Origin of the sequence: Novosphingobium sp. KN65.2, from assembly GCF_001368935.1 — a bacterium.
In the GTDB taxonomy this organism is placed as follows: Bacteria; Pseudomonadota; Alphaproteobacteria; order Sphingomonadales; family Sphingomonadaceae; genus Novosphingobium; species Novosphingobium mathurense.
Window position 1 is genome coordinate 47850 of the sequence record NZ_CCBH010000142.1, and the last position, 18939, is coordinate 66788.

At 66.0% G+C, this 18939-nt stretch carries 20 protein-coding genes; 1 reads left to right on the top strand and 19 read right to left on the bottom strand.

Features of this window, described 5'->3' with window-relative positions; genetic code table 11:
* Window positions 1-2: 2 nt before the first annotated feature.
* From fliD to SPHV1_RS07870, 17 genes are all read right to left on the bottom strand, one after another.
* Window positions 3-1436: a flagellar filament capping protein FliD gene (fliD, locus tag SPHV1_RS07790; protein ID WP_054945469.1), complete on the bottom strand. Its 1434-nt coding sequence runs from the start codon at window positions 1434-1436 to the stop codon at window positions 3-5.
* Between the two features lie 70 nt (window positions 1437-1506).
* Window positions 1507-2646, bottom strand: coding sequence for a flagellar biosynthesis protein FlhB (locus tag SPHV1_RS07795; protein ID WP_054945470.1), 1140 nt, complete (start codon window positions 2644-2646; stop codon window positions 1507-1509).
* Window positions 2643-3422, bottom strand: coding sequence for a flagellar biosynthetic protein FliR (gene fliR, locus SPHV1_RS07800; RefSeq protein WP_197277683.1), 780 nt, complete (start codon window positions 3420-3422; stop codon window positions 2643-2645). Before fliR ends, SPHV1_RS07795 begins: the two co-directional genes overlap by 4 nt.
* The gene (locus SPHV1_RS07805) at window positions 3422-3712 is read right to left on the bottom strand and encodes a flagellar biosynthetic protein FliQ (protein ID WP_054945472.1); all 291 of its coding nucleotides are present in this window, start codon (window positions 3710-3712) and stop codon (window positions 3422-3424) included. The genes fliR and SPHV1_RS07805 overlap by 1 nt, the downstream gene beginning before the upstream one ends.
* 8 nt (window positions 3713-3720) lie before the next feature.
* On the bottom strand, window positions 3721-4518 hold the full coding sequence (gene fliP / locus SPHV1_RS07810) for a flagellar type III secretion system pore protein FliP (protein WP_054945473.1): 798 nt from the start codon (window positions 4516-4518) through the stop codon (window positions 3721-3723).
* Window positions 4515-4796 (bottom strand): flagellar biosynthetic protein FliO, encoded by a 282-nt coding sequence (locus SPHV1_RS07815; protein ID WP_054945474.1) that lies wholly within the window; start codon window positions 4794-4796, stop codon window positions 4515-4517. The genes fliP and SPHV1_RS07815 overlap by 4 nt, the downstream gene beginning before the upstream one ends.
* Window positions 4797-4802: 6 nt before the next feature.
* Window positions 4803-5102, bottom strand: coding sequence for a flagellar motor switch protein FliN (gene fliN, locus SPHV1_RS07820; protein WP_054945475.1), 300 nt, complete (start codon window positions 5100-5102; stop codon window positions 4803-4805).
* Between the two features lie 19 nt (window positions 5103-5121).
* Window positions 5122-5985 (bottom strand): FliM/FliN family flagellar motor switch protein, encoded by an 864-nt coding sequence (locus tag SPHV1_RS07825; RefSeq protein WP_054945476.1) that lies wholly within the window; start codon window positions 5983-5985, stop codon window positions 5122-5124.
* A 40-nt stretch (window positions 5986-6025) separates the two neighbouring features.
* Complete coding sequence (locus SPHV1_RS07830; protein ID WP_054945477.1) at window positions 6026-6610, bottom strand: flagellar basal body-associated FliL family protein; 585 nt, start codon at window positions 6608-6610, stop codon at window positions 6026-6028.
* A gap of 26 nt (window positions 6611-6636) precedes the next feature.
* Window positions 6637-8220 carry a hypothetical protein gene (locus SPHV1_RS07835; RefSeq protein ID WP_231634579.1) on the bottom strand — a complete coding sequence of 528 codons (1584 nt, stop codon included), beginning with the start codon at window positions 8218-8220 and terminating at the stop codon, window positions 6637-6639.
* A gap of 35 nt (window positions 8221-8255) precedes the next feature.
* Window positions 8256-8681 (bottom strand): hypothetical protein, encoded by a 426-nt coding sequence (locus tag SPHV1_RS07840; RefSeq protein WP_054945479.1) that lies wholly within the window; start codon window positions 8679-8681, stop codon window positions 8256-8258.
* Window positions 8682-8721: 40 nt separating this feature from the next.
* Window positions 8722-10044 carry a FliI/YscN family ATPase gene (locus SPHV1_RS07845; protein WP_054945480.1) on the bottom strand — a complete coding sequence of 441 codons (1323 nt, stop codon included), beginning with the start codon at window positions 10042-10044 and terminating at the stop codon, window positions 8722-8724.
* 7 nt (window positions 10045-10051) lie between these two features.
* Window positions 10052-10678 carry a FliH/SctL family protein gene (locus SPHV1_RS07850; RefSeq protein ID WP_054945481.1) on the bottom strand — a complete coding sequence of 209 codons (627 nt, stop codon included), beginning with the start codon at window positions 10676-10678 and terminating at the stop codon, window positions 10052-10054.
* An 8-nt stretch (window positions 10679-10686) separates the two neighbouring features.
* A complete protein-coding gene (gene fliG / locus SPHV1_RS07855; protein WP_054945482.1) occupies window positions 10687-11694 on the bottom strand; it encodes a flagellar motor switch protein FliG in 1008 nt (335 codons plus the stop codon).
* Window positions 11691-13466: a flagellar basal-body MS-ring/collar protein FliF gene (gene fliF, locus SPHV1_RS07860; protein WP_054945483.1), complete on the bottom strand. Its 1776-nt coding sequence runs from the start codon at window positions 13464-13466 to the stop codon at window positions 11691-11693. Before fliF ends, fliG begins: the two co-directional genes overlap by 4 nt.
* A 6-nt stretch (window positions 13467-13472) precedes the next feature.
* Complete coding sequence (gene fliE / locus SPHV1_RS07865) at window positions 13473-13874, bottom strand: flagellar hook-basal body complex protein FliE (RefSeq protein WP_054945484.1); 402 nt, start codon at window positions 13872-13874, stop codon at window positions 13473-13475.
* Window positions 13871-15172 (bottom strand): sigma-54-dependent Fis family transcriptional regulator, encoded by a 1302-nt coding sequence (locus SPHV1_RS07870; protein WP_054945485.1) that lies wholly within the window; start codon window positions 15170-15172, stop codon window positions 13871-13873. Before SPHV1_RS07870 ends, fliE begins: the two co-directional genes overlap by 4 nt.
* 258 nt (window positions 15173-15430) lie before the next feature.
* On the opposite strand from SPHV1_RS07870, the gene SPHV1_RS07875 reads away from it, so the two are divergent.
* Window positions 15431-16255, top strand: a complete 825-nt coding sequence (locus SPHV1_RS07875) for a flagellin (protein WP_054945486.1) — start codon at window positions 15431-15433, stop codon at window positions 16253-16255.
* A gap of 959 nt (window positions 16256-17214) precedes the next feature.
* Here SPHV1_RS07875 and SPHV1_RS07880 read toward each other — a convergent pair.
* Both SPHV1_RS07880 and motA read right to left on the bottom strand, forming a co-directional pair.
* Window positions 17215-18054 carry a flagellar motor protein MotB gene (locus SPHV1_RS07880; protein ID WP_054945487.1) on the bottom strand — a complete coding sequence of 280 codons (840 nt, stop codon included), beginning with the start codon at window positions 18052-18054 and terminating at the stop codon, window positions 17215-17217.
* A gap of 1 nt (window position 18055) precedes the next feature.
* Window positions 18056-18919 (bottom strand): flagellar motor stator protein MotA, encoded by an 864-nt coding sequence (motA, locus tag SPHV1_RS07885; protein ID WP_054945488.1) that lies wholly within the window; start codon window positions 18917-18919, stop codon window positions 18056-18058.
* Between the last annotated feature and the right edge of the window lie 20 nt (window positions 18920-18939).

Below are 18939 nucleotides of genomic sequence, written 5' to 3' on the forward strand. Positions count from 1 at the left end.
TCTTAGTTCTTGGAGTTGTTCCAGATCGCGATCTGGCCCTGGAGGAAGGAAAGGGTCGACTTCGACTGGCTGATGCGAGTCTCGGTGCCGGCGAAGCGGGCCACCATGCGCGCGCGCAGTTCTTCCTGCTTGGTGGCGAGGTCGGAGATGGTTTCCTTCACGTCCGAAAGCTGCGTCGTCATGCGCGAGATCGACGCGCCGAGCGAGCCCGGATCGGAGATGCTGGTCGCCTTGCGGTAGATGCCGTCGAACGTCGCGTAGACGCCGTTGATGCCGTTCGTGAACATGGCTACGACGCCGTCCTGGTCGGCCGCCAGCGTCGCCTTGAACCGTTCGGCATCGAGTGAGAAGGTGCCGTCGCGTTGGGTCTTCAGGCCGAGATCGGAGAGCGTTTTCGCCAGGCCGGTCGCGCCGGGCATGATCGTCGTGCCGGCCAATTCCGAGAGCGAGCGCTTGAGCGCGCGGGCGCCGCCGTCGTTGGCCAGGTCTCCGCCGATTGACGTCGCCTTGTTCAGTTCGGCCATCAATTCGTTCAGGGCGCTGGTGAAGTCGCTCATGGCCGACTGGATGACGTCCGTGGGGTCCTTGAAAGACACGGTCGTCGGGGCGCCGACGTTGGTGGCGCCGAGCATCAGCTTCACGCCCGGGATGGCTTCGGAGACCGCGTTCGAGGAAGATGTGACGTCGAGGCCGTCGATCTTCAGCTTGGCGTCCTGCGCGGTCGCCAGAAGCTGGCCATTGGTCGAGGACGGGTTCCAGGCTAGGTTCGAAAGGCCGGGGTCGGCGGCATCCTCGGTTGCCTCCAGCACGAAGCCGTTGGCCGCGCCTTCGGGGCCGCGCAGCACGAGCTGGGCGCCGTTCACGGTATTCGCGACATAGGCGGTCACACCGGAGTTGGCACCGTTGATCGCGGAGGCAACGTCAGCCAGCGTTGCGCCAGCCGCAATCGTGATGTCGACCGCGGCATGGCCGGTGTCTTCGGTGAAGGCACCGCCGGCAACCGTGCCGAAGCGCAGCTTCAGGGTGCCCGAGCCCACCGTATCGGTGGATGCGCCATAGGCCTGCGACGCGATGCGCTGGCCCGAAGCAAGCTGGGTGACTTCGAGCGAGAACGTGCCGGTGGGCTGCGCCGAGCCGGTCAGCGACGCTGTGGCGACAGAGGCATTGGCGATCGAGGGCGTGCGGGCGAGGTCGCCCGAGCGCACCAGCGTACCGAGCGAGGTGTCGAGGTTGAGCAGCATCGACTTGATGTTCGATGCCGCGGAAATCCTGGCGTCCAGCTTGTCGGACTTGACCGCGAGCTGGTCCTTGCGTGCGGCAAACTGCGCCTTGGCGAGGTTCTCCGCGAGCGCCCCGAAGTCGATCCCGCTGCCACCGCCGATGGCCGAAATCAGCGATGAGGTCGCCGATGTGCTCGATGATGTGCTGTCTACCATATGCCTCTAGGACGGTCATTCGGGGCCGGGCTTAAGGGGTTGGAAACGGTTTTTTCCGGGTTTGCCACGATCAGTGCACCGAAGCCGGGTCGAGATTGCCGTCGGCGTCGAAGCGCAGCGTGACCGGCACCGAGACTTCGGGGCGCACGCGCTTCTCGCCGCGCTTGAGCGACATGACGAAGGCGAGGATCGAGGCGACCGCGGCGTAGTGTTCCTCGCGGATCACCTGGCGTTCGCGGGTGGTGTAGTACACCGAGCGGGCGAGTGCGGGATACTCCAGCACCGGCACCTTGTACTCGGCGGCCAGTTCGCGCATGGCCAGCGCCTTGTCGCCGCGGCCCTTGGCGAGCACGATCGGGGCATGGGCCTTTTCCGGATCGTATGTGAGCGCGATCGAGAAGTGCGTCGGGTTGGTGATGATGAACTGCGCTTCCTTCATCGCCGGGATCAGGCCGCCCATGGCGATCTTGCGCTGGGCATTCTTGATCGCCGCCTTCTTCTCGGGCGAGCCTTCGCTTTCCTTGCTTTCGTCGCGCATTTCCTGAAGCGTCATCTTCAGGCGCGAGAGGCGGCGCACCATCTGCACCGGCACGTCGATAAGGGCGATCACGAAAAGGCCGCCGGCAAGCCAGAAAAGCAGCACGATCACGCCATGCCACGCGTAGGAAAGCTGCCCGAACAGGTCGCCGCGGCCGAGCTTGGCGATCGTCTCGATGTTGTCGTTGGCCCAGACATAAGCGATCGTGCCCAGCAGGCTGACCTTGCCGATGCCCTTGGCCAGTTCGATCGCGCCGTTCGGGCCGAACATGCGCTTGAGGCCGGACATCGGATTGATGCGCGAAGCCTTGGGTGCCATGTTGCCGCCGATCCAGCGCCCTTCGCCGAAGCCGAGCTGCGAGATCAGCGACACCGCGATGATCGCAAGGCCCAGCAGGAATACCGGGGGCAGCGCGGACATCGCCGCCGAGACGATCAGCTGGCCCGGCTCGAAATCGTCGATCGCGGCGCGGTCCCAGATGAAGCCCGCGCGCAGCGTCTCGCTCAGGCGCTCCAGAACCCACGGTCCCGCGGCCAGCATCCATGTCGCGCCGACAGCGACGGCACCAGCCGTTGCCAGCTCGCGCGAGCGAAGGACGTCGCCCTTCTGGGCTGCGTCGCGTTTGCGCTTCTCTGTTGGCGCAAAGCTCTTTTCGCCGCTCTGTTCGCTCATGGCTTCAGCAGGTCCGAAGTGGCGCCGATGGCATCGGCGGAAATGCGGGTGACGAGGTCGGTGAGGACCGGGGCGGAAATCAGCAGGGCGGCAATGCCGGCAAGAACGCCGGCGGGCAGGCCCAGTGCGAAGAGATTGAGCGAAGGTGCCGAGCGGCTCAGCACGCCGGTGACCATCTGCACGATCAGCAGGATCAGGCTGACGGGCAGGGCGATGGTGACGGCGGTGACGAACATGTAGCTGGCGAAACCGGCGATGTCGGACAGACGCTCGGCACCGAGCCAGGTGTGGCCCGGCGGGAAGGTCTTGTAGCTCTGGATCACCAGCGAGAACCACTGCAGGTGGGCGCCCAGTGCGAGGAAGACCAGGGTTATGACCACCGAGAAGTACTGGCCGAGCGCAGGCGACTGCGCCCCCGAGTTGGGATCGACCGCAGTGGCCATGCTCATGCCCATCGAGCCGCCGACGATTTCTGCGGCAAGAACCGGAGCGGCGAATGCGATCTGCAGGATGAAGCCGAGAGAAAGGCCGACCAGCACTTCGCCGGCGACCGAGACCAATCCTGCCAGCGAGAACAGGGCTGCGGGAGCCTGAACGTCGGTCCAGGTGCAGATCAGGACGGCAACGGCTCCGGCTGCGACGACGCGAAGCTGGGGCGGCACGCTCGCGGTCCCGAACAGCGGGGCGGCGACAAGCGCCGCGCCGATGCGGGTCATCACGAAGAGCAGCCGCCAGAAGTCCTGTTCAAGCGCGCCGAAACCGAAGTCGAGGTTCATCACGGCAGGACGCGCTCCGCCTGCGAGATGTTCGCGATCTGGGCGAATATCTCCTGCGTGAAGTCGCCGATCAGCGTCATCATCGAGCTGCCGAACAGCACCAGCACGAGGGCGGTGATGGCCAGCTTGGGGACGAAGGTCAGGGTCTGCTCGTTGACCGAGGTGGCGGCCTGCACGACGCCGACCGCGAGGCCGACGACGAGAGAGGCGATCAGCACCGGCGCGGCGACGAGCGCCGTCACCCAAAGCATCTTGTCGGCCAGGCTGAGCAGGTTGGTGATGTCTTCCATCGCCTGCGTTACCCGAAGCTGGAGGCCAGCGAGCCCATCAGCAGCGCCCAGCCGTCGACCATGACGAAGAGCAGCAGCTTGAAAGGCAGCGATACCACCATCGGGCTCATCATCATCATGCCCAGCGACATGAGGACGGAGGAGACGACGAGGTCGATCACGAGGAACGGCAGAAACAGCATGAAGCCGATCTGGAAGGCGGTCTTCAGTTCGCTGGTGACGAAGGCGGGCAGCAGAATCGAGAAGGGCACGTCGGCCGGCTTCGCGAAACGCGGCGCATTGGCCATCTCGGCGAACATGGTCAGATCGCGCTCACGCGTCTGGCGGATCATGAAGGCGTGGAATTCCTTGCCGCCGTTGGCGATCGCCTGCTCGGCATTGATCGTACCGGCGGAGTAGGGCGCGATGGCGCTGGCGTTCACGCGTTCCAGCGTGGGCGCCATGACGAAGAGCGAGAGGAACAGCGACAGGCCGATCAGCACCTGGTTGGGCGGCGACTGCTGCAGGCCCATGGCCTGGCGCAGGATCGCCAGCACCACCAGGATGCGGGTGAAACTGGTCATCATAAGGATCAGGCTGGGCAGGATCGTCAGCAGCCCCATGATCAGGAGCAGCTGGAGCGAAAGGCTCATGCCCGGACCCTCGGTACCGCCCAGCGAGCCGAAGGCGCGGTCGAGCGCGCCGGGGATCGCCGAGTCCGATGCCGGTGCTGCCGCCGGAAGCGACTGGGCCTGGACCTGCGCGAAGGCCACTGCGGGCAGCAATAGCGCCGGCAGGGCGGCGATCAGGGAAACGATGCGCTTCATTCGGGCAGGCTTTCCGCAGTGCGGGGACGCGCCGGAGCTTCGGCGAGGCGGGTGAGGCCGCCGCGCGAAGCCGAGACGAGGATCTCGCGTCCGTGGAATTCGATCACCGCAAGCTTGAGCGTGGGCGAGAGCATGGTGGTCTCGACGATGCGGATCGACTTCGAACCGCCGCCGATCCCGGCCTTCTCCTGCATCTTCTTCGCCAGCTTGAGGCAGCCCCAGGCGATGAAGCCGATCATGGGCAGCAGGATGATCAGCTTGAGGATGTACCAAAGCATGGAGCGTCAGCCCTCCGCGCCGCCGGGCAGCGGAATGGCGTTCTCGCCGGCGGTTTCCTCCACGCCGACCATCTCGACGATGCGCAGGCCGAAGCGACCGTTGTGCGAGATGACTTCGCCCTTGGCGATCGGCTTGCCGTTGACCAGTACGTCGAGCAGCTCGTCGGACATGCGGTCGAGCACGACGATGCTTTCAGGGCCGAGGGCGAGGATGTCCTTCAGCTTCATTTCGGTGCGGCCCAGTTCGACCGAGAGCCGGACGTCGACGTCGCGAAGAAAATCGAAACCGCGGGGATGAATGCTCATGGTTGATCGTCTTTCGTAGTCAGAATGCGTGGGAAACCTGAACCGCGACGCGATCGTCGAGTTCACCGATGGTGCCGTTGGCGACGGTCTGGTCGCCGACCTTGAGAGGAACGCTGCGGGCTACCGCCACCGGCAGGATGTCGCCGGGCTTGAGGCTGGACAGGCGCGAAAAGCCCATCGTCATGTCGACGAGGACGGCCTTCACCTGCAGTGGCATCGAGGCAAAGGGCTCAGCCGCAGGATCGGGAGCGACATTCATCATGCGCGCCTTGCGCGGGTGGCGCGGGACGGTGACGAGGGCCGAAAGCGTCGCCTGCGGGAAAGCCAGCAGCATCGACCAGGGCTCGCAACCGTTTTCCTCGACTTCGAGCGAAAGCAGCAGCAACTCCTCGTTGCGGTCGAAGGGCGCGAGCTGACGCAGGCTGATCTCGCGGCGCACGGTGCGCACCGCGTGCTTGGCTTCACCGCCGAAAGCGATCGAAAGCGCATCGGCGACGGTCGTCTCGATGCGCGCGATCAGCAGTTCGGCGGAAAGCGGGAAAGTATCGGGCAGCGGGTTGGGCACGTCGCCGCGGCCGCCGAAGGCGCGATCGACAAGGCGGAAGACGGGCGCGGCTTCGAACACGGCCAGCATCGGCCGGGCTTCCGGGCCCACTGCAAGGAGCGTGTGCGAGGCAAGGCCTTCCAGTTCCGACTGGATCGAACCGAGCGTGCCGTCGAGCGGCATGCCGACGCGCACGATCGGGGCATCGCCGCCGGACAGGCGGGCGAGACCCGAGGCCAGCGCCCGGGCAAGCCGCTCGCCGATCAGCGAGAGGGCCGGGACCAGTTCGCCGATCGACGGACCGGTGCCCAGCAGTTCCTTGCAGTGGCGGGCCTTCATGCGCTCTGTTCCTTGGAATCGGGCGGAAGTCATCGATGGATCACTGGACGATGAAGCTGCGGAAGTAGACGGCATCGACACCGCCGAAGCCTTCCTTCTGGGTGAGGACCTTGTTGATCGCGTCGGTCATGCGCTTCTGCAGGTGGCCCTTGCCGGCCATCGTGTAGACGTCCTCTTCAGGCGTATCGGCGATGATGGTGAGTAGCTGCGAGCGGATTGCCAGTTCGTGCTTCTTCAGCCACATCAGCACGCGGCCATCGCGGCGGGTGGAGCAGGCCAGGGCCATCTGCACCATCGCGTCCGAGTTCTTGAGGTTCGAAGTGAATTCCTCGGAGAAGGTGTAGTAGGCGGTGCGATATTCGTCGCCGCCTTCGCCATCGACTTCAGCGGTGGCGCCTTCTTCCTTCTTGTCGCCGACCGGCGCGTAGGGATCGACTTCGCCCTTGCGGATCAGCTTGGGATTGTTGTCCTGCTTGGCTTCCTGATGGCCGCCGCCGATTACGCCGGCCTGTACCAGGCCGAACATGCCGCCGCCGCCGACAGCCAGCAGGCCCACGGCGCCAAGGATGATGCCGAGTTTGCCCTTGCTCTTGGTGGGCTTCTCTTCCTTTCCGGATTTGCTCATCTCAAAGTTCCCCGAATAGTCAGATGTCAGGCGTAGATGCCGCTACGCCGAGGGCCATTGGCGGCCCCGTCGGACGCCTTCCGGCTGTCCTGCTGCGCGCTGGCCGAAGCGGTCTGCGCACGGTGAAAGTTGCGTTCGCCCTGCTCGGCGCGGGCCTGGGCAGCCTGCTGCTGGCCTTGCCCCTGGCCCTGTCCGTTGCCCGACGCTGCGGATTGTTGCTGGGTGGTCGCCTGCTGCTGTTGCTGGGCCTGCTGGCTGTCGCTGCGCTGCTGGTCGCCATTGCCTGCTGCATTGCCGGCGAGCGTTGCGGCGACGGCGGAATGAACCGCAGACGTGAAGCCGGGATCGGCATTGGCGAGCGTCACGCTCATCTTCGCGTCGTCCGGGCGGAACTGCATCGAGATCTGGCCGAACTCGGCATGATTGATCGCGGTGCGCACGACCTGCGGCGAAGCGGCCTCGCGCGCTTCGGATAGGCGGTCGACCAGCGTTGTGAAATCGTGCGGCCGTTCGTGCGCTACCGGGGCCGCTGCGGCGGCGGTCGCTGCGGCAGGCGCGCTTGCGGTTTGCGCCGGAGTCATGGTCACGACGGGCTGCGCGGTCGCGCGCGCTGCCGGCAGGGCCGTATCGCTGGCTAGATCGGTGGCGGCTTCGGCCTTGTCCCCTGCCTTGGCCTTTACTTCGGGGGCGGCACGGCCCGCGGGTACTGCCTGGGCCACGGCTTCGGTAGCGGGGCGGGCTGCAGGTATTGCCAGGGCCACGGCTTCGGTAGCTGCAGGCACTGCCTGGGCCACGGCTTCGGTAGCGGGGCGGTTTGCGGCGGCCTTGGCCGTGTCGATGCGGGCCATGAGCGCGGCGGCCGGGCTCAGCTCTGCCGGGGCGGTTGCAGTCTTGCCGGCCTCGGGTGCATCGGCGGTCACGATCGGCGCCAGCTTGGCCTGCAGGACCTGCGCCGGTGCGCCGCCGCTGGCGGTCATGGCCTTGGCCACCAGAGCTGCCGCTTCCGGCAGGGTCTTGGCGCTCTCGCCCTGGGCGACTGCTGCGGCGTTCTCGGCTGCTGCAGCGGTAGCGGCGGTAGCCTTCGCGACGGGGACAGGGACGGCAGCGGTGCGGCCGGCGGCGGTATCGGGAACCGCTGCCCGGAATTCGACGGGAGTGTCAGTACCGGGCAGCGGTGGGACGACAAGCGGCAGGACGGGATTGGCAGCCGCGATGGGCACGTCTGCCTGGTCTGACGTCGCTTCTTCGTCGGGAGCTTCGTTGGTCGGTGCCTTGCCTTCGGCCGCAGTGTCGGCGGTAGGCTTGGTATCCTTGTTGAGGGCGGAAACGGCGGCAGCGGCAATTGCGGCAACCGGCAATTCCTTGCCGCTTTCCTTGCCGGTTGCATTGCCGCTTTTGCCGGTCGTCGTAGCGACCTCAACGGCGAGCGCGGCGGTCAGCTCGGTTGTGGCAGGCTTGACGTCAATGGCAGCTCCCGCGGCAGGGGCTTCCGATGCGCCCAGAAGCGCAGCGAAATCGGCGGTTTCGGCGCCATTGCCCGTGGCCGACGGCGCAGTGCCGCTGGCCGGGGCAGCGTTCGCGGAAATCGACGGGGCCGAGAACTGGATCATGCCTTGATGGACCTCATGGTTAACCATGCAAGGTACTATTCAAGATCCGTGCCAGATCCCTTTCTGCTGCCAAGAGCCGGCGTCTGCCCGGCCTTGGCGATCATGCGTTCCTGCAGCAGGGCGCGTTCCTCGATGGCGGCGCGCCGCCGTTCCGCCTCGACGAGGAGGCGCTGCTTGGCATCGGCGATCGACTGCGCGCGCAGGGCGTCGCCGTCGGTGGTCTTGGTCAGGGCCTGCAGCCCACTGACGAAGCGCCCGACCTGGTGGAGCGAGCCGCCGTCGGTCATTTCGCGGCGGCTGGCGTAGTCGCTCGCCATCTGCCGGGTGCGGTCGGACAGCGCGCGCAATTGCGTGAGCGTGCTTTCCGCCTGCGCGGACTCCATCGCGGCGGTCTGCTTGGCGATGGCGCGGATCTTCTCGAGCCGCTTGAGGCGCGCAAGCCGCTTGCGCTCTTCCTTCATGGCCTTGCCTCACGGCAGGGGACAGGAGGAGCCGGCAATCTCATCCCAGCAGAGCAGCAAGCTGGGCGCCGCTGTCGGAAAGGTCGATCACTTCCCCGGCCTGCTGGCACAGGAAAGCGGTGAGCAGTTCGTGCATCGCGATCGCCTTGTCGAGCTGCGGGTCGGCCCCGGCACGATAGGCACCCATCAGCACGAGGTCGCGGTTCGCCTCGTAGCTGGCGATGAGCGCGCGGAACTGGCGGGCGAGTTGCTGGTGTCCGGACGAGACGATGTCGTTCATCACGCGGCTGAGCGAAGCGGCGATGTCGACGGCCGGATATTGCCCGCGCTGGGCGAGATCGCGCGACAGCACGATGTGACCGTCGAGGATCGAGCGCGCGGTATCGACGACCGGGTCGTCCTGGTTGTCGCCGTCGGCCAGCACCGTGTAGAGTCCGGTGATCGAACCCTTGCTGGCGGCCGAGTTGCCGGCGCGTTCGACGAGCTTGGTGATCGTGGCCAGAGCAGATGGCGGATAGCCACGCGCCGCGCCGGGTTCGCCCAGCAGCAGGCCGATCTCGCGCGCGGCGTGGGCCACGCGGGTAAGGCTGTCGAGGATGAGCAGGACGCGCTTGCCCTGTGCGCGGAAGTGCTCGGCCATCGAGGTGGCGAGCATTGCGCCGCGCAGGCGCAGGTTCGGCGCATGGTCGGCCGGCACGGCGACGACCACGGTCTTGTCCTTCTTCTCGGCATTCATGTGCCGCTCGACGAAGTCGGAAACTTCGCGGGCGCGCTCGCCGATCAGGCCGACGATGATCACGTCCGCCGTCGCGCCGCGCGCAATCATGTCGATCAGCACCGACTTGCCGACGCCCGATCCGGCCATGACGCCGATGCGCTGGCCGATGCCGAAAGTGGTGAGCGCATTGAGCGAGCGCACGCCGGTATCGAAGCATTCGCGCACCGGGCTGCGGTCGAGCGCCGAGGTGCGCACGCCGCCCGCGGGCCATTCGGTGCGGGTATGGATGGGCAGGCCGCCGTCGATCGGCAGGCCCTCGCCATCGACGGCGCGGCCGAGGAAGGCATCGCCCACCGGCAGCATGCCGGGGCGGCCTTCGGGGCACACGCGCGCACCGGGGCGCAGCATGATCGTGTCGCCCAGCAACATCATCATCGTCTTGCCGTTGCGAAAGCCGATGACTTCGGCGGAAAGGGTCTTGCCCCGGCCATGGCCGACGCGGCACATCGCGCCGACCGGCACCGACAGGCCGCTGACTTCCAGCAAGCCGCCGTCGCAGGCGGTGACAAGGCCGAAGCGGCGCGGCGTCAGGTCGACCGGCTCGGCGGCCAGGTCGCTAAGGATCGGGTCCCAGAGTTTCAGCACGGGCTCATCAGCACTGCTGCAGGGCTTCGGCGATGGCAATGCGCCAGGTCGCCGGGCCGTCCTCGACACCGCCGCTGGCCGTCTCGATGCGGATGGTGCCGCGTTCGAGGCCGGCTTCTTCCTCCACCTGCCATTCGGCGGCGAGGCGCGGGGAAACCAGCTTCACGTCCTCTGGGTGCAACTTGATCACGCGCTCGTCGTCGGCGCGCGAAAGCATTCCGACCGCAGCATTGATCCGGCGCACAAGGGCATCCTCGTCGATCGCCAGTGGGGCGATCGCGCTTTCGCACAAGGCGGCAACCGTTTCGCGAAGGCGGTTGCGCAGTTCCTCTTCGAGAACCGCGTTCAAACGCGTCAGGGAAAGTTCAAGCCCTTCACGGGCCGCGGCTTCAGCTTCGGCCTGGGCTTGCGCTTCCTGCAGCGCCTGCTCGTAGCCGGCAGTGAAGCCCTGGGTGAAGGCCTGCTCCACCGGATCGGGCGCAGCCGGTTCCTCGGGCGGTGGCGGCGGTGCCGGTTCGGGCTCGGGTGCCGGCAGCGCGCCGAAGCGCGCGTCGGCGCGAAAGCCCTGCGGCTGGGTCAGGGCCTCGAGCAGGCTCATGCCTTCCCTGGGTATCTTGAAACCGAGATCGGACATCGCGCCGCTCAGACGTATTCGTCATCGCCCGAGCCGAAGATGATCGAACCTTCGGCTGCAAGCTTGCGGGCGACGAGGACGACCTCCTTCTGCGCGGCGACGACGTCGGCCAGCTTGGTGCGTCCGCGCGCGGCGATCTCGTCCTTGACGCCATCGGCGGCACGGCTCGACATCGCGCGGAAGAAGTACTCGCGTTCTTCTTCGCTGATGCCCTTGAGCGAGTCGATGAGGGTGTCGTTGCCGATGTCGCGCAGCAAAGTGCCCATGGATTGCGGGTCGAGCACGAAGAGGTGCTCGAACTTGAACATCTCGTTCTCGATCTCCTTGGCGAGCGCCTTGTCGATCTTGCCGATCTCGCTCATCACCCGCTTCTCGATCACCTTGCCGGCGCCGTTGATGATGTCGGCCGCTTCCTTCGGTCCGCCCATCGCCAGCGGGCGATGACCGTGGTTCTCGGTGATGCGGCGGGTCAGCAGTTCTTCGAGCATCGCGATGGCCTGCGGCGAAACCGGGCCGAGCGTGGCGATGCGGTGGACGATCTGCGACTGTTCATCGGTCGGCAGGGCGTGCAGCACTTCGGCAGCGACGACCGGGTCGAGCTGGACCAGCAGGACGGCAATCGCCTGCGGGTGTTCGCCCTTGACCAGCGGCACCAGCGCTTCGGACGTCAGCCAGCGGGCCAGTTCGAGCGGCGAGGTCTTGGGCTCGTCCGGCAGGATCTGGCGCATCACGCTTTCGGTCTTCACTTCGCCGATGGCGTTGCTCATCATCGAGCGGACCTTGTCGACACGGTCGTGCGCGACGAGGCCGAGCTTCTCGGTCTTCTCGACGAAGCCGGCGATCGCTTCGGCAATGACGTCCGGGCTGATCTCGCCCAGGGCGCACATCTTTTCGCCCAGGCGGCGCAGTTCATCGGGCTCGAGTTCGGACAGGATGCGCGAGGCATTGTCGTTGTCGAGCAGCATGACCATGACCGCGGCGTTGTCTGCCGGGAACAGGGGGACGACTTCGCTCACTGCGCGAATTCCTTCTTCTCGGCCTGCTCATCGAGCGGTTCGTTGAGCATCTGGCGCAAGGCGGCCACGGCGCTGTCAGGCCGTTCGGCCACCAGCTTCTGGGCCAGGTTGAGTTGCCTGGCGAGCAGGTCCGAACGGGTGATCTCGATGTCGATGTCGTCGGCGCTGCCGCCGGCGGGAAGGGCACCGCGCACGGCGCTGCGCTGCAGGACCGGCTGGCCGCTCCCGTCGAGCACGGGTTCGCCGTCCTCGTCCAGTTCGTCTTCGTCCCCGGCCTCGCCCTTCTTGCCTTTCTTGGCCTTCTTGGCAGGCTTGGGCTTGTCGCCGCGCACCGCCTTCACCATCGGGCGTACGCCCAGCAGCAGGACCATCAGGACGGCGAGGACGGCTGAGCCGTAGCGCACGACCATCGGGAACCATGGCATTTCGTAGAACGGCAAGGCGGCGGCATCGCCGATCGGTTCGAAGCTGCGCGCAATGACCTTGACCTGGTCGCCGCGCTGCGTGTTGGCGCCGACAGCGGCACTGACCAGCGCCTCGATCTCCTGAATGTCCTTGGCCTTGGCACCCTTCATGGCATCGGCGCTGATCGCGACCGCGACCGAGAGGCGCTTGATGCCGCCCGGGGTGGTGTTGGCTACCGAGACTTCGCGGCCCAGTTCGTAGGTGCGCGAAGAACGGGATTCGCCGTTGGTCGGCGGGGTCGCTCCGGGCTGCGGGGTCGTGCCCTGCGGCGCGCCCGGCTGGGCCTGCGTCACCGGCGGCGGCGTGTTGGACAGGACGCCCGGGACGCCTGCAGCCGGAGTGGCGGCGGTCGACTGCGACTGCGCTTCGGTCTCGGTGCGGACGACGCCGTCCTTGTCATAGCTTTCGCGGGCCGAGGTCACTTCGTCCATGTCGAGGTCGACCTGGATCTCCGAGGTGAAATTGCCTTCGCCGAGCATCGGACGCAGCAGTTGCGAGACCTGTTCGCGCAGCTTGGATTCCATCCGCGCCTGCAGGTCGAGCCGGTCGCTGTCGACGCCGCCGGTCTCCGACAGGAGCTGGCCATGCTGGTCGACGACGCGCACGGAGTCGGGCGAGAGGCCCGGCACTGAGCCGGCGACGAGATTGAGGATGGCCGAAACCTGGCTTTCGGTCAGCGAGCGGCCGCGCGCGAGGCGGACCATGACCGATGCGGTCGGCGGCACGTTCTCGCGCACGAAGACGGACTTTTCACCCTGGGCCAGATGGACGCGGACCGCTTCCACGCCGTCGATCTGGGCAATCGTCTGCTGCAGGTCGGCTTCACGGGCGGCGCGCAGGCGCTCGCCCTCCAGCGTGCGGCTGGCGCCCATCGGCATGTTGTCGAGCATCTGCACGCCCGATTCCGGGGTCGCCAATGCGCCGTCGGAGGCCACCAGCATGCGTGCCTTGTAGAAGTCGCCTTCGGAAACCGAGAGGGCGCCGGTGCTGTTGTCGATCGAGTAGTCGATCGAGGCCTGGTCGAGCGCAGCGGCAACACTTGCACGCTCGCTGTCGGCGAGTTGCGAGTAGAGCACGCGCTGCGGAGAAGGCGCGAGCGCGCCCCACGCGAGGAGGGCCCCGCCGATGGCAGACAGGCCGACGAACACCGGCAGGACCTTGCGGACTGCCGGCTGGGCCGTGAAAGTGCCAAGGCGCGTGAGAACGCTGCCGCCCGCCGGATCGGTAAGCGGTGCGAACATCGACTGCGTGGCGGGCAGCGAGGCCGCCGGGACGCCGTCAGGCGTGGCTGGAACGAGCTCGGGCATGAGACATTACACCCCCATCCGCATGATGTCCTGGTAGGCGGACAACAGCTTGTTGCGAACCTGCATGGTCGCTTCGAATGCGACTCCGGCTTCCTGCCGGGCAAGCATGACACTGGCGACGTCGGTCACTTCACCGCGCTGGTAGGCGTCGGTCATCGTGTCCGATTTGGCCTGGACGGCATTGACGTTGTCGAGTGCCGTCTTGAGCGTATCGGCGAAACCCTGGGCCGGGGCCTGGACTTCGGTCGGGGCTGCGCCACCGACGCCTGCCACGCCGCCTGCCTGATCCGGGCCTTTCGGCGCATGAATTTGCTGGAGCAACTCATTGCGCTGGATGATCTGCTGGCGCATGGCCATGATCTGTTGAATTCCTCCAGCGCCGCCCCCGATGCCGGAGATGCCGCTCATCGACGGCCTCCTGCGACCGCTCTGCCGATTTCGATCCCGGCGTCACGCATCGAGGCGAGGCGATAGCGCAGGGTCCGTTCGGAGATGCCGAGTTCGCGGGCTGCACGCACCCGGCTGCCGCCGCATGCCTCGAGCGTCTCGACGATGGCGCGGGCCTCCGAGATCTGCACGATCGAGGAGAGCTTGCGCGGCGTCTCCGCCTCTTCAACCTGCGGTTCGGCAACAGTGACGCCGAAACCGGTGGCCGTGACGGGCGACTGGATCAGTCGGGCCGGGCTGTCGAACACGATGTGATCGGGCGTGATCACGTCGTTGCCGTGGGCCAGGAGCAGCGCGCGGCGGATGACGTTCTCCAGCTCGCGGACGTTGCCGGGCCAGGAGTGCAGCTTGAGCATCGCGATCGCAGCTTCGTTCGGGCAGGGCACCCTGGTCGGGTCCGGCGCGTGGCGCAGCGCCATCGCGAAGGCGAGCGGGGCGATGTCGTCGGCGCGCTCGCGCAGCGGGCGCAGCGTCAACGGGAACACGTTGAGGCGGTAGTAAAGGTCGGCGCGGAACCGGCCTTCAGCCACTTCGGTCGGCAGGTCGCGGTTGGCGCAGGCAATGATGCGTACGTCGACCTTGATCGCCTTGGTCGAGCCGATCGGCACGACTTCCTGTTCCTGCAGGGCGCGCAGCAGCTTGGCCTGGAGCTGAAGCGGCATCTCGGCGATTTCGTCCAGCAGCAGGGTGCCGCCGTCCGCCGCGCGGATGAAGCCTTCGCTCGCTTGGGTCGCGCCGGTGAAGGCGCCCTTCTGGTGGCCGAACAGCATCGCCTCGAGCATCGTCTCGGGCATCGCGGCGCAGTTGACCGCGATGAACGGGCCGTCGCGGCGCGGGCTGCGGGCGTGAATGAAGCGGCTCAGGACTTCCTTGCCGGTTCCGGTCGGGCCGTTGATCAGCACCGGAATGTCGCTGTTGGCCAGACGGTCGGCGAGAGCGAAGACCGAAAGGCTTTCCGGATCCGCCGCGATCGGCTCGTCTGCGCCAGCCATGGCTGCGAGCAGCATGGCAAGCGAGGCTTCGCTGACCGGATCGACGTAGGTCATCGCGATCTGCGATGCGCCCTTGCGGCCGAATGCCGGCGCGGTGCCGCGTGAAAGTTGAACCGAGCGTGTGCGCGGGCGGGAAGGAGTCTCGTCCGCAGCGTCACGTAAATCGATTGCACTAAGATCGAGGAGTGAAGTGGCAATTGCCGTTCCACGATCTGCCAGCGGCGCGTGCCGCCGGCTGAATTTCGAGTCGAAATTCAACCCGCCCATGTCTCGATGTCCCCCGTAGTATTAACCAATCTCCACGGCCGTTTATGCGGGCGATTCAGTTAAAAATTCGGAAAATTTTACACTCGGGATTCGGCGAAGTTTGACGTGATTCTGCGGGTTTATAGGTGGGCCGGTAACCTTTTTTTGCCGGGGCGGCTTAATTTTGCCGCCAGCTTGCCGGTCTTCCCTTTGGCAGCGGAGCCGGATGGGCCGGCGAAGCTGATCCGGAACTCGGGACATTCAACGGGAGCTACCTAAATGTCTGTTATCAATACCAACATCAGCGCGATTCGGGCCACCAATGCCTCGAACTCGGCAAGCAAGATGCTCAGCACCTCGATGGAACGCCTGTCGACCGGCAAGCGCATCAACTCCGCCAAGGACGACGCCGCGGGTCTCGCCATTTCGACCTCGATGACCTCGCAGATCAAGGGCATGAGCCAGGGCATCCGTAACGCCAACGACGGTATCTCGATGGCGCAGACCGCTGAAGGCGGCCTGTCGGAAGTCACCAACATGCTGCAGCGCGTCCGCGAACTGACCGTTCAGGCTTCGAACGGCACCTACTCGGCCGATGACCGCACACGTATGAAGACCGAAGTTACGCAGCTTCAGTCGCAGATCACCGACGTTCTCGACAACTCCGAGTTCAACGGCAACAAGCTGTTCGACGGCACTGCCGGCACCGCTGGCGTGGTCAAGATCCAGGTTGGCGCCAATGCCACGGATACGATCGACATGACCTTCAGCAACGTGAAGGGCGGCACCGGCATGACCGCGGCCCTGGCCGTCGACCCGACCGCGCTCGCCGCCGGTGACCTTGCCAGCCTCGACACCGCGCTGGACGAAGTCTCGACTGTTCGCGCCAACCTGGGTGCTTCGCAGAACCGCCTCGAATCGGCCGTCAACACGATGACTGCCAACGTGACGAACCTTTCGGACGCACGTTCGCGTATCGAAGACGCCGACTATTCCTCGGAAACCACCGCGATGGCGAAGTCGCAGATCCTTTCGCAGGCTTCGACCGCGATGCTCGCCCAGGCGAACCAGAGCCAGCAGAGCGTGCTCTCGCTGCTCCGCTAATCAGCGGCAAGTAACCAATAGCCTGCATTCAGCAGGCTAGAGCCCCGACGGTTCTCCCCAGTCCGTCGGGGCTCTCTCCTTGCCCGCGCTGTGCGCGGGCTGAAGTGATTCGTGCCGTTACCGAAAGTGACGATCTCTTCCCCGCCGGGCGATTCGCGACAGGGTTAACGGCGAATCGGAGGGGAGCGACCCCGTGCAGGCACACTTCGCGCTGCCGCATGCACTCTACGCGAATGCCCTGTGCCATGATTGATGCACATGGGATCAACTTTCGACGGCTTCTGGATGCGCTGCGCTTGGCTGACGGTCCTGGCGGCACTGTCCGCCCGTTCCCCATGTTCCCCTAAGGTCGATGCCCTGATGCGATGACGTTAGGCTTTTGCGGTTTCGTGACGCGCGGGATGGGCGCGGCATGGCAGAGGCGATGCCGTCAGGTCACACACATCCCACGTCACCTTCGCCTGCCGTTCTGGATGGGTTTGTCGTAGCCTTGGGCGCTATGGTGCAAGCGCCCGTATCTTCGGGCAAGGCTGGAAGTCCGGCGCGCGCGATGAAATGCGCGCGGACCCGGGGACTGCCATCCGATCAACCTCTCCCCACGCGATTGCACCTGTCTGCCAGGCGCAAGGAAAGGCCCGCTCGCGCGTGGGCTGGATTGGCGCACATGGGGAATGCGGCAATCCGACTCAGGCGTGAACGGGCCGAAAAGGCGATTGGAGATCCGGGCTACGGAGTTTGGAGACTGGTTGCCCGAGGGGGTGCGATGGCTTGGCGTTCCGGACCGCCGGGTGGCGGTCCGTCTCTTGCGCATTCTCTGATTATATAAGGGTGAGACGTTGATAGGTGGATGGGAGGCGGGAACGCGGAGGTGAAGGCATGGGTCCTTCACCTCACGGGCCGACGATTGGAGATCGGGGGTTTGGCCCGATTCGCGTCCCGCCCGAGACTGAGCGCGGGGCTCAGTCCAGGAGAGTGATCGAAATGCGGCGGTTGCGCGGGTCCTGCGGATTGTCCGGTATGAGCAATTCCTTGTCGGCGACGCCCTCGATTCGCTTGAAGCGGTCTTCGGCGATGCCGTCGCGCATCAGTGCCTGGCGAGTGGCTTCGGCGCGCCCGGCCGATAGTGACCAGTTGTTGCCGTAAGTGCCCGACCTGTAGGGCAGGGCGTCAGTATGGCCGCGCAGCGTCAACTGGCCGCCGTCAGAGCCCACCGCGTCCGCAATCGCCGAGATCAGCTCGACCGCGTCCGGCGTCAGCACGGTTGTGCCGAGGCGGAACATCGAGAAGTCGGCATCGTCGACGAGGTCGATGCGCACGCCGATCGAAGTGTCGACGAGGCGGACCTGCTTGGCCAGCTTGCGCAGCCGTTCGGTCGACCGCAACTTTTCCTCGACCGACTGCTTGGCGCGCGTCGAGCGTTTGATCTTGCTGCCGCCTTCCTTTGGTCCGCCCGTTGCATCGCGGGGGATGGTCATCGCCTTGGTACCGGTCTGGCCCATGGCATGCGGATAGTTGTCGACATCGGTCAGCGAGGAACCGCCAAGCAGGCCGTTGTTCGAACCGGCCGAGGATTCCTTGGTCTTGACCAGGGTTGGCGTGAAATAATCGGCAATGCCCTTGCGCTGCTTCTCGGTCGTGGCGCCCAGGATCCAGAGCAGGAGGAAGAAGGCCATCATCGCGGTCACGAAGTCGGCGTAGGCGACTTTCCAGGCGCCGCCGTGGTGACCGCCTTCCACCACCGTGATCTTCTTGACGATGATCGGCGGCGGCAGCTCGTTCTTGCCTCGCTTGGTGGCCACGTCAGCGTCCCCTCATCGCGTCGAGAAGTTCGGACAGGCCGGGGCGGAAGGAGTGGCCGAGACCCGAGCGGGCCGATTCCACGACCAGCGGCTGCGGCCACCCGTGAAGGCTGGCGATGACCACCTGCTTGACCGCGTGGAAGATCTGTTCGTCTTCCTCGATCACCTGCTTGAGGCGTCCGGCCATCGGCGCAACGATGCCGTAGGCGAGCAACACGCCCATGAAGGTGCCGACAAGCGCGGAGCCGATCATGCCGCCAAGCACCGAGGGCGGCTCGTCGATCGAGCCCATGGTCTTCACCACGCCGAGAACGGCGGCGACGATGCCCAGTGCGGGCAGCGAGTCGGCGAGGGTCTGCAGCGCGTGCTGCGGTTCGTGCAACTCGTGGAAGTGCGTCTTCATGGCGTTGTCCATGACGTCTTCGACCGCATGGACTTCCAGCGTGCCCGAGGAGACCACGATCAGCGTCAGGGTGTCGCAGATCAGGTGGACGAGTGCGTCGTTGGCCAGCAGCCGCGGGAACTCGGCGAAGAGCGAGGACGACTTGGGCTCGTTGACGTGGCTTTCCAGCGCTACCGGGCCTTCGGTGCGCAGGATCTTCATCAGGCGCGTGGTCAGGATGATCGCGTCGATGTGGTCCTGCTTGTTATGCTTGGGCCCCTTGAAGACCTTGGCCATGCCGCTGCCGAGCGCCTTGAGCTGGTGCATCGAGTTGCCGGTCACGATGGCGCCCACAGCGGCGCCGCCGATAATCAGCATCTCGTGCGGGATCGCGTGCATGACCGGACCCAGCGCGCCGCCGGTTAGGGCGAAGCCGCCGAATACCATGACCAGCAAGATCACGACGCCGACGATTGCAAACATGGTTAAAAGTCCCCCTGGAA

Bases quoted from the DNA above. Each gene is read 5' to 3' on its own strand.
- fliE (WP_054945484.1), bottom strand. From the start codon at position 13,874: ATGAGCGGCATCTCCGGCATCGGGGGCGGCGCTGGAGGAATTCAACAG.
- SPHV1_RS07805 (WP_054945472.1), bottom strand. From the start codon at position 3,712: ATGGAAGACATCACCAACCTGCTCAGCCTGGCCGACAAGATGCTTTGG.
- fliF (WP_054945483.1), bottom strand. From the start codon at position 13,466: ATGCCCGAGCTCGTTCCAGCCACGCCTGACGGCGTCCCGGCGGCCTCG.
- fliR (WP_197277683.1), bottom strand. From the start codon at position 3,422: ATGAACCTCGACTTCGGTTTCGGCGCGCTTGAACAGGACTTCTGGCGG.
- SPHV1_RS07840 (WP_054945479.1), bottom strand. From the start codon at position 8,681: ATGAAGGAAGAGCGCAAGCGGCTTGCGCGCCTCAAGCGGCTCGAGAAG.
- fliD (WP_054945469.1), bottom strand. From the start codon at position 1,436: ATGGTAGACAGCACATCATCGAGCACATCGGCGACCTCATCGCTGATT.
- fliP (WP_054945473.1), bottom strand. From the start codon at position 4,518: ATGAAGCGCATCGTTTCCCTGATCGCCGCCCTGCCGGCGCTATTGCTG.
- SPHV1_RS07825 (WP_054945476.1), bottom strand. From the start codon at position 5,985: ATGAAGGCCCGCCACTGCAAGGAACTGCTGGGCACCGGTCCGTCGATC.
- motA (WP_054945488.1), bottom strand. From the start codon at position 18,919: ATGTTTGCAATCGTCGGCGTCGTGATCTTGCTGGTCATGGTATTCGGC.
- fliN (WP_054945475.1), bottom strand. From the start codon at position 5,102: ATGAGCATTCATCCCCGCGGTTTCGATTTTCTTCGCGACGTCGACGTC.
- SPHV1_RS07830 (WP_054945477.1), bottom strand. From the start codon at position 6,610: ATGAGCAAATCCGGAAAGGAAGAGAAGCCCACCAAGAGCAAGGGCAAA.
- SPHV1_RS07835 (WP_231634579.1), bottom strand. From the start codon at position 8,220: ATGATCCAGTTCTCGGCCCCGTCGATTTCCGCGAACGCTGCCCCGGCC.
- SPHV1_RS07870 (WP_054945485.1), bottom strand. From the start codon at position 15,172: ATGGGCGGGTTGAATTTCGACTCGAAATTCAGCCGGCGGCACGCGCCG.
- SPHV1_RS07875 (WP_054945486.1), top strand. From the start codon at position 15,431: ATGTCTGTTATCAATACCAACATCAGCGCGATTCGGGCCACCAATGCC.
- SPHV1_RS07795 (WP_054945470.1), bottom strand. From the start codon at position 2,646: ATGAGCGAACAGAGCGGCGAAAAGAGCTTTGCGCCAACAGAGAAGCGC.
- SPHV1_RS07850 (WP_054945481.1), bottom strand. From the start codon at position 10,678: ATGTCCGATCTCGGTTTCAAGATACCCAGGGAAGGCATGAGCCTGCTC.
- SPHV1_RS07815 (WP_054945474.1), bottom strand. From the start codon at position 4,796: ATGCTTTGGTACATCCTCAAGCTGATCATCCTGCTGCCCATGATCGGC.